Raw genomic sequence first — 9068 nt, 5'->3', positions numbered from 1 at the left:
GCGGGGCCGCCCGCCAGTGGCGTGAACTGTCCGGCACGGCCCGCCCCCTGCCGCCCGCCGACCGCTCCCGGTACGTCGTCGCCGCCCTCGTCACCACGGGCCTCACGGCGGCGGCGGCCACGGCGGGCCTGGCCTGGGCGGCGGGCGACGCGGGCGGCGCCGCGCACCGGCTGACGGCCGTGGTGGCCCCCGCCGCCGTCCTCACGGTGTTCCTCCTCCTCGCGGCGGCCTGCGCCCGCACCCACCGCCCCGTCTCTGCTCCCCCGGCCCGCCGCGCCCGGAGAGACGGGAGCGGGCCGCCGTGACACGGGCCGTATCACCTCGGCCGATCTGACGACCGGGTCTCCGTAGTGGGGACGGGGGCCCGGCCCGGGCCCCGGCCACGTCTTCTCACCGAGCCGCCCCAGGCGCCTCACCGGCCGGGCCCCGCGCCCCGGCCATCGCTTCCGGGTGACGGCCGGGGCGTGTTCACGCCGAGTCCCCGTCCCGCTGTGCGGGCCGCCGGAGTGCCCCGGCGAGGGCCGCGGCGACGCGGGCGACGCCTGGGGTCGGGGTCGCGGGCGAGGCGCCGGAGGAGGTCCGGCACGGACGGGTCCGGGATCTCCGACAGGGCCTGGACGAAACGGAGGCGGGCGGCGGGGTCCGCACCGGGGTCAAAGAGACGGCCGGTGAGGACGGCGGTGACACGGCCCGCGTCAGCCGACGGTGCCGGACAGGGCAGCCACGGCCTCCGCCGCCTCAAGAAAAACCACCTCCTGCGCCCGAGGAAAGACCTTCTCACTGTGTCGAGGGTCAAGCCGGGCGCCCCCACGCCACGCCCTGGGCGGGCCGGCCGACGACGACGTCGCCGACGAGGCCGACCGGCCACCAGCCCACTGAACCGGCCGCCCTACGGCCGGATGTCCCCCTCCACCTTGGCGATCCGTCCCGCCTCGTCGAAGGTGACCGTGCACCGGGCGCCGCCCGGCAGTTCGGCGACGATCCGGTCGCCGTCGCGGTGGTGCGGGACGCCGTAGTGGTCGAAGCAGCCGCCGACGACCAGCTCGGCCGAGTGGCCGATGAGCTGCGCCCCGGTGAGCAGGACGCGCGGCAGGGTCACCGGCTCCAGGACGGCGCGCGGCACCTGCGGGTCGTCGGGCAGGAAGTACACGCGGGTGGCAGGCCCGGCCGGGGCGCCGATGTAGCCGGGCGCGCCCGACACGCCCATGCCGGTGAAGGCGAGCGTCTCCGCCGCGTGTCCGGGGTCGGGGAAGCCGGACAGGTCCAGCATCTCCGCGGTCAGTTCGGGGATGCCGTGCTCCTGCCCGTACCGTCCGACGGTCTGCGCGAGGGCCGCCACCTCCGTGCCCCGCAGCCCCGGGTTGGCCCAGCCCCACATCCAGGACCGCTCGGAGGTGTCGTACGTGCCGAGCACGCCCACCCGCAGCTCCAGGCCGCCCTGCCGGTATGCGCAGGCCTGGAGGTCGGCGGTCCACGGCGCGTCGGGCAGGAACTCCGTCAGGGTCTCCAACTGGACCGCGCCCCACGCGGCATGCCGCTCGGCCTCGCGCAGGAAGGCATCACTGAATTCACTCGCCATGACCTCACCCTAGGTGCGGGGTACGACATCGGGCCCGGCGGCCCCGCACCTCGCACGACGCGGCGGCGCTTGCGCCGGATGCCGGGGGCGAGGCGGCGGCCGGGGTGCGGTGGTCGCACGCCGGGCAACCGGCGGCGCTTGCGCCGGATGCCGGGGGCGAGGCGGCGGCCGGGGTGCGGTGGTCGTCGGGCGGGCCGTCGTGCGGGCGGTTCCGGTCAGCCGTCGGTGTCCGCCCCCGTGGGGAGCGGCGGTTCGGCGGCGAGGCGTTCCCACTCGTCGTCGGTGAGGACACGGGAGCGGATCAGGAAGCGCACTCCTTCGGGGGCTTCGAGGGAGAACCCGCTGCCCCGGCCCGGGACGACGTCGACGGTCAGATGCGTGTGCTGCCAGTACGCGAACTGGTCGGCGCTCATCCAGAACGGGGTGTCGTCGGCCACGTGGCCGAGCAGGACATCCGCGGCGCCGACCCTGAACTCGCCGCGCGGGTAGCACATCGGTGCGCTGCCGTCACAGCAGCCGCCGGACTGGTGGAACATCACCGGCCCGTGCACGTCGGTGAGCCGCCGTACCAGCTCCTCGGCGGCCGGGGTCAGCTCCACGCGCCTGGTGCGGGCGGCCATCAGCGAAGCCCCGGCGTCCGTGCGGACCTCGGCCCGCGCGTGCGCGGAACGTGGTCGTCGGATCGCGGGGCGCGGCCGGCGAGTGCGGCGAGGGCGGCTGTTCCCTGCTGTGCGTGCACCATGACGGCTCTCCTGCGGTACGGACGGGTGCGGTACGGCGACGGGCCGTGCCGTCGTGTGCTGTACGGCAGTGTGCGGGCGCGGGGTTGGCGTCAGGTTGGTTCCGTCCGCCGGAGACGTGCCGTACCGCCGACTCGCTGTACTGACCGGTGCTCGCGCCGGCGCGGAGCCGGCGTGCGGGCCGCGAGCCGTCTGAAGCCTCCCCGTGAAACCGGTTTCCTCCCTGGGACGCCCGGCCTTCCGGCCCTGTGCGGGTCCGCGGCCTGCGGAACCAAGGCCCCCTCCCCGAACGTCTGTTGCAGGACCCGGTGACCGAAAACGTGGGGAGGGACCGTGGAGCAGCCGAGGACGGCGCTGGCCGGACGGATCGCCGAGCGCAGAGCGGGGGCCGGCGATCCTCGGGCCCTGGTCGGCGAGATGAGGCGGTCGGTGCTGCTGGTGCCCGTCTCCGACGGGGGCCTGTGGTCGGCGCGGTCGGGCGGGGTGCGGTGGATCTGCGGTTTCACCGACGAGACCGCGCTCGCCCGGTTCGCGGTGCGCCACGGGCCCGGTGGCCGTCCGATGGAGTACGCGGCGCTGCTCGGCGCCCGCATCGTCGACGAGATCGTGCCCGCGCTGGGCGAGCCCGCCGGACTGGCGGTGGACATCGCCACCGAGGACGGCTCCATGTTCTTCCCGCCGGTCGCGGGAATCGTCCCGGACGGTGTCGCCGTCGACGACGCGACGGCGGGCGAGGGGGGCGTCCGTGGCTGACGCGAAGGATCTGCACTTCGACAAGGCGTCCGTCGCGAAGTTCACCCAAGGGGTGGGCGCCACCATCGACGAGCTGGGAGAGCTGGGCGGCGCCACCGGCTCGGTGCTGGGCAAGGGGTTCTCCGAACTGTCGATGACGGGGATGGAGGCCGGGCATCACGGGCTGTCGGTCGACTTCGAGGACTTCTGCGAACGCTGGGAATGGGGCGTACGGGCACTGGTCCACGACGCCAGTCAGCTCGCGAACCGGCTGGGCCTCGCGGCGGGCACGCAGTGGGAGCACGACCAGTACGTGCAGGGCGCGCTGAAGGTGGGCGTGAACTCCCTGATGGGCGGCAACCCGCACGCCACGGAGGAGGAGATCGCCGCCCAGGGCTGGGGCGATGTGTTCACCCCCGACGCCCTGGACCCGGACTGGAGCGCGGAGTCCTTCGACCGGGCCGGCCAGGAGATCGAGCAGACGTGGAAGGACACCGCCCGCACGGTGCTGACCGAGGGTCAGGGGGGCCGCCAGTCCCGGATGCTCAACGACGCGCTCGGCATCTCCGACGAGCAGTGGAACCGGGCACTCGACGAGGCCTACGGCCCGTCGCCGGAGGAACGGGCCCGGCAGGCACGGCAGGACAGTGACGGCGGGGGCGACTGAGCGTGGGCATCGGCGACTTCATCAGCGACATCACACCGGACGCGGTCGAGGACGCGATCGAGAGCGGCGTCGAATGGGCCGGCAACCGCGTCGAGGACGTGGGGAACTGGACGGCGGACCGGCTCGACGACGTCGGCTGGGAGTCCGGCGCGGACTGGGTGCGCGAGCAGTCCCGCTCGGTGGCCAACCGGATGGGCGCCGAGGTCGACGAGATGGACCTCGGGCAGACCGAGGACAAGACCGAGCTGATCTACGGCAGCGCGGCCGAGCTGCGCTCCACGGCGCGGAGGCTGCGCGCCTTCCAGAAGGCGTTCGACACCGCCGGCCAGGGTCTGAAGGGGCTGGACTCCTCGGAGTTGAAGGGTGAGGCCGCCGAGGCGCTGCGCAAGGCGGTCGCCACCCAGCCGCCCAAGTGGTTCAAGGCGTCCGACGCGTGCGAGAAGGCCGCCGAGGCGCTGGAGAACTTCGCCGACACCGTCACATGGGCGCAGGCTCAGGCACAGACGGCGATCGACAAGTGGAAGGAGGGGGTGAAGGCATCCGAGGAGGCCGCCGAGACACACCGCAAGAAGGTCGAGGAGTTCAACAAGGCGGTCGACAGGTACAACGCCCAGCCCGCCGACAAGCGTGACCCGTCCACGCTTCCGCCCCGCCCCGCCGCGACGTTCCACGATCCGGGCAAGCAGCTGATGCAGGAGGCGCAGGACATCCTCGCCGATGCCCGCAAGCAGCGGAACTCGGCCGCGGAGACCGCCCGCGGTGCGGTGCGGGCCGCGCGGGACATGGCGCCCGAGAAGCCGTCGTACGCGGATCAGCTGGGCGACGGCCTTCAGGAACTGCAGATCATGGGCGACCATGTCGGCGGCGGCATCATCAAGGGCACCGCGGGGATCGTGAACTTCGTCCGCGGGATCAACCCCCTCGACCCGTACAACATCACGCACCCGGCCGAGTACGCCACCAACCTCAACAGCCTGGCCGCCGGACTGCTGGTCGCCGCGAACGACCCGGTCGGCACCGGCAGACAGATGGTCAGCGACTTCATGAAGGACCCCGCCGAGGGCGTCGGCCGGCTGCTCCCGGACATCGCGCTGACCGTGGCGACGGGCGGCGGCGGTGCCGGCGTCAAGGGGGTGCGGATCGCCGAGGAGGCCGCCGAGGCGGCACGTCTGCGCCGGCTGATCGACGACGCCCCCGACGGCACCCATCGCCGTCCCGACGACAAGCGGTGCACCAAGGGCACCGACCCCGTCGACCTCGCCACCGGGCGGATGTTCCTGCCGCAGACCGATGTGACGATCCCCGGCATCCTGCCGCTGGAGTTCTCCCGCCGCGCCGAGTCGGGGTGCGCGGTGGGCCGTTTCTTCGGCCCGTCCTGGACGTCCACCGTCGACGAGCGTCTCCAGATCGACCCGGTCGGGGTCGTGCACATCACCGCCGACGGGCTCCTCGTCACGTACCCGCATCCCGTGCCCGGTGCGCCGACCCGCCCCGAACCCGGCCCGTTCCGCACGGTGCTGGCCCGCGACACCGACGGCGACTACACCCTCACCGACCCCGACACCGGCCTGGTCCGCCGCTTCACCGCCCCGGCCGGCACCGAACCGGGCGGCGACGGCACGGCCTGGCTGGCCTCGCTCGAGGAGCGCAACGGTCACACGATCACCGTCGACCGGGCAGACGACGGCCTGCCGCTGGCCCTGGTCCACTCGGCCGGCCACCAGGTGACGCTCACGGCCGCCGAGGGCCGGATCACCGCGCTGTCGCTCGCCGGTGCGGGCGAGGCCGGAGCGGACCTGCCGCTGATGCGCTACGGCTATCAGGACGGCGACCTCACCACGGTGACGAAGCCGTCCGGCGCCACCACCACGTTCGTCTACGACGACCGCCGCCGTATCACCGCGTGGACCGACTCCAACAACAGCCGCTACGACTACGTCTACGACGACCGGGACCGTGTCGTCGCCGAAGGCGGCGAGGCCGGCCACGTCCGGATCACCCTGGCGTACTCCGACCCCGACCCCGCGACCGGCCACCGCACCACCACCCTCACCACCGCCGACGGCCGTGTCACCCGCCACCGCGTCGACGGCCACTGCCGGATCGTCGCCACCACCGACGCGCTCGGCCACACCACCCGCTACACCTACGACAGCAGCGGCAACCTGCTGACCGTCACCGACCCGCTCGGCGCCACCACCACCAGCTCATGGGACGCGGAGGGCCGGCTGATCGGCGTGGTCCGCCCGGACGGTGCCGAACTGCGCGTCGTGCGCGACGCGCTCGGGCTGCCGACACAGGTCGTGGAGCCGGACGGCGCCCGCACCACGTACGCCTACGACGAACGCGGCAACTGCACCGAGGCCACCGACCCCGCCGGCGCGACGACCCGCTGGGTCCACGACGACGCCGGCCGGCTCACCGCCGTCACCGACGCCCTCGGGGACACCACTCATGTGGTGTGCGACGCGGCCGGGCTGGTCGTGGAGGTGAGGGAACCCTCCGGCGCCACCACCCGCACCGAACGGGACGGCCTCGGCCGGCCGGTCCGGGTCACCGGCCCCACGGGCGGCGTCACCCGGCTCGAATGGACCGCGGACGGGCAGCTCGCCCGCCGCACCGGCCCCGACGGCGGCACCGAGTCATGGACGTACGACGGCGAGGGCAACTGCCTCACCTACACGGACCCCGCCGGCGGTGTCACCCGCTACGAGTACACCCACCTCGACCTGCCGCTCGCCACCGTCCGGCCCGACGGCGGCCGGTACACGTTCGAGCACGATGCCGACCTGCGTCTCACCCGCGTCACCGATCCGCGGGGCCTGACGTGGAGCTACACATACGACGCGGTGGGCAACATCGTGTCCGAGACGGACTTCGACGGGCGCACCCTGACCTACCGTGTGGACGCGGCGGGCCGGCTCGCCGAGCGGACCGACGCGCTCGGCGGGACCATCGCGTTCGAGCGGGACCGGCTGGGCCGCGTGCTCCGGAAGATCGTCGACGGCCGGGTGACGTCGTACACGTACGACAGGTCCGGCCGGCTCGTGGAGGCGGTGGGCCCGGACAGCGAACTGCGCTACCAGTACGACCGCCGGGGCCTGGTCAAGACGGAACTGGTCGACGGCCGGCCGCTGGTCTGCTCGTACGACGCCCTGGGCCGGCGCGTCCGCCGGACGACACCCGCCGGTCACGTCACCACGTACGCGTACGGCTCGGACGGCTTCACCGCACGGCTGACCTCAGGTGACCGCAGGATCGACTTCCGGCACGACGCGTCCGGCCGTGAGCTGAGCCGGGTCTTCGGGGACGCGATCGCCGTGACGTCGGTCTGGAACGAGTCCGGGCGGCTCGCCGAGCAGCACATCACCGCCGGGGGCCGTGCCGTCAACCACCGCGCCTACGCCTACCGCGCCGACGGGCATCTCCTGTCCGTCGCGGACGGGCTGTCGGGCACCCGCACCTTCGAACTGGACCCGCTGGGCCGGGTCACGGCCGTGCACGCGCCCGGCTGGACGGAGCGGTACGCCTACGACCCGACGGGCAACCAGACCGCCGCCTCCTGGCCGAAGCGGCACCCCGGCCACGAGGCCGCCGGGCCGCGCAGCTACGACGGCACCAGGATCACCCGCGCGGGAGGCGTCCGCTTCGAGTACGACGCCCTGGGCCGGGTCACCCTCCGCCGGAAGACCCGCCTGTCCCGCAAGCCCGACACATGGCGCTACGAGTGGGACACGGAGAACCGCCTCACCTCCGTCACCACCCCGGACGGCACGAGATGGCGGTACCGGTACGACCCGCTGGGCCGGCGCACCGCCAAACAACGCCTCGCGGCCGACGGCGAGAGCGTCGTCGAGGAGGTCCGTTTCACCTGGGACGGGCTCACCCTGTGCGAACAGACCAGCCGGCAGCCGGACGCACCCCACTCGGTCGCGCTCACCTGGGACCACCGCGACGTCGTCCCCCTCGCGCAGACCGAGCGGCTGCTGACCGCCGACGAACGCCAGGAGGAGATCGACCGCCGCTTCTTCGCCATCGCCACCGACCTCGTCGGCACCCCCACCGAACTCGTCGACGAGTCCGGCGACATCGCCTGGCGCAGCCGCAGCACGCTGTGGGGCACCACCGCCTGGTCCCGCGACAGCAGCGCCTACACCCCGCTGCGCTTCCCCGGCCAGTACTACGACCCCGAGACCGGCCTCCACTACAACTGCTTCCGCTACTACGACCCCGAGACCGGCCGCTACGCCTCCCCGGACCCGCTCGGCCTCGCGCCCGCGCCCAACCCCGTCTGCTACGTGGACAACCCGTACTCCGGGTGCGACCCGCTGGGCCTGATGCCGGACGACGAGTGCGCGAAGGCGAAGAAGCGGGAGGAGCGGAACCAGAAACGGCTCACCAAGACCGTGGACGACATCATCGAACGGGCGCAGGGAGGCAAGTTCAAGAAGCACACCGAATACCACGGCGACAGCGCGCACGGCTTCAGCGACCAGCGGGTCGCGGAGATCCTCGGCAACCCCGACGCCGTCTACCAGTCGTCGGGCACCTCCGGCAGGCTCCTGTTCCGGCAGGGCGAGGACGTCGTCCTCGTCGAAGGGCCGGGCAGCAAGGCGGGCCAGGCCGTCACGGCGTACGGGCCCTCCGGGGTGAAGGGAGAGAGCGGCGCCACCGCCCTCGGCGGCAAACCCACGGATCCGGGCGCCCCGGTGACCCATGACATGATCGTGGACGGCAAGATCCCTTCCAAGGACGGCTACATGCCCCCGGCGAAGCAGATCAGATGAGGCGGCGACAACCATGCGACTGACCTTCGACGGCGACTGGCACGCCACCGTGACTAACGAGCCGCTCACCGTCACGCCCCGCCTCGTCGACGGCGCCTCCCTGAAGCTCACGGCCTGTGCGAACCGGGAGGAGACCGACCGGTTCGTGGCGGGGACCTTCGGCAGCCACGAATGGCTCTGGGACGCGGTCGACAGCCTCCGCTTCGACCGGGACACCCGGCGACTGGCCGGAGCCGAGTTCCGGATCCCGGAAGAGGCCGCCGACCCCGAGGACTGCGCCCGCCTACCGCACACGCCGGACGTCCACCCGGCCGTCCGCCCCGGCGGACTCCTGGCGGACGAGATCCGCGACTTCCGCCACGAACCGTGCACGGTGATCTGCCGCGCCCCCGATGACTCGGTCCTGACCTGCCTGCGCGACCTCCAGGTCCTCGACAGCCCCCTGGAGGCCCGCATCGGAATCGCCCCCGACGTGGCACTCCTCGTCCAGCACGGCAGCGTCGTCGGCTGGAGCCTGACCGACCCCGTCCGCCACCTCACCACCGGGTACGACGCCCCCGACC

General features: G+C 73.3%; 7 protein-coding genes. 5 read left to right on the top strand and 2 right to left on the bottom strand.

Annotation, left to right across the window (positions count from 1 at the left end; translation table 11 throughout):
• A partial coding sequence (locus MTQ10_RS23575) for a hypothetical protein (RefSeq protein ID WP_247472119.1) occupies nucleotides 1-305 on the top strand: 305 nt, incomplete at its 5' end.
• A gap of 584 nt (nucleotides 306-889) precedes the next feature.
• Here MTQ10_RS23575 and MTQ10_RS23570 read toward each other — a convergent pair.
• Both MTQ10_RS23570 and MTQ10_RS23565 read right to left on the bottom strand, forming a co-directional pair.
• Nucleotides 890-1579: a DUF6882 domain-containing protein gene (locus tag MTQ10_RS23570; RefSeq protein ID WP_247472117.1), complete on the bottom strand. Its 690-nt coding sequence runs from the start codon at nucleotides 1577-1579 to the stop codon at nucleotides 890-892.
• Nucleotides 1580-1794: 215 nt separating this feature from the next.
• Nucleotides 1795-2199: a DUF779 domain-containing protein gene (locus MTQ10_RS23565; RefSeq protein WP_247472116.1), complete on the bottom strand. Its 405-nt coding sequence runs from the start codon at nucleotides 2197-2199 to the stop codon at nucleotides 1795-1797.
• Nucleotides 2200-2652: 453 nt separating this feature from the next.
• On the opposite strand from MTQ10_RS23565, the gene MTQ10_RS23560 reads away from it, so the two are divergent.
• The 4 genes from MTQ10_RS23560 to MTQ10_RS23545 form a co-directional block, all read left to right on the top strand.
• The gene (locus MTQ10_RS23560; RefSeq protein WP_247472115.1) at nucleotides 2653-3072 is read left to right on the top strand and encodes a hypothetical protein; all 420 of its coding nucleotides are present in this window, start codon (nucleotides 2653-2655) and stop codon (nucleotides 3070-3072) included.
• Nucleotides 3065-3718, top strand: coding sequence for a hypothetical protein (locus MTQ10_RS23555; protein ID WP_247472114.1), 654 nt, complete (start codon nucleotides 3065-3067; stop codon nucleotides 3716-3718). The genes MTQ10_RS23560 and MTQ10_RS23555 overlap by 8 nt, the downstream gene beginning before the upstream one ends.
• Nucleotides 3719-3720: 2 nt before the next feature.
• The gene (locus tag MTQ10_RS23550) at nucleotides 3721-8505 is read left to right on the top strand and encodes a putative T7SS-secreted protein (protein ID WP_247472113.1); all 4785 of its coding nucleotides are present in this window, start codon (nucleotides 3721-3723) and stop codon (nucleotides 8503-8505) included.
• Between the two features lie 13 nt (nucleotides 8506-8518).
• On the top strand, nucleotides 8519-9068 hold a 550-nt coding region (locus MTQ10_RS23545; protein WP_247472112.1), incomplete at its 3' end, for a hypothetical protein.

It is taken from the genome of Streptomyces sp. XM83C, assembly GCF_023072675.1.
GTDB classification, from domain to species: Bacteria; Actinomycetota; Actinomycetes; order Streptomycetales; family Streptomycetaceae; genus Streptomyces; species Streptomyces thermocoprophilus.
Note: the sequence above shows the minus strand (reverse complement) of the source record. Positions and strands in the feature narration are given on the sequence as shown.

What these genes read in the sequence shown, in the direction of transcription:
- MTQ10_RS23570 (WP_247472117.1), bottom strand. Translation starts at nt 1,579, where the DNA reads ATGGCGAGTGAATTCAGTGATGCCTTCCTGCGCGAGGCCGAGCGGCAT.
- MTQ10_RS23565 (WP_247472116.1), bottom strand. Translation starts at nt 2,199, where the DNA reads ATGGCCGCCCGCACCAGGCGCGTGGAGCTGACCCCGGCCGCCGAGGAG.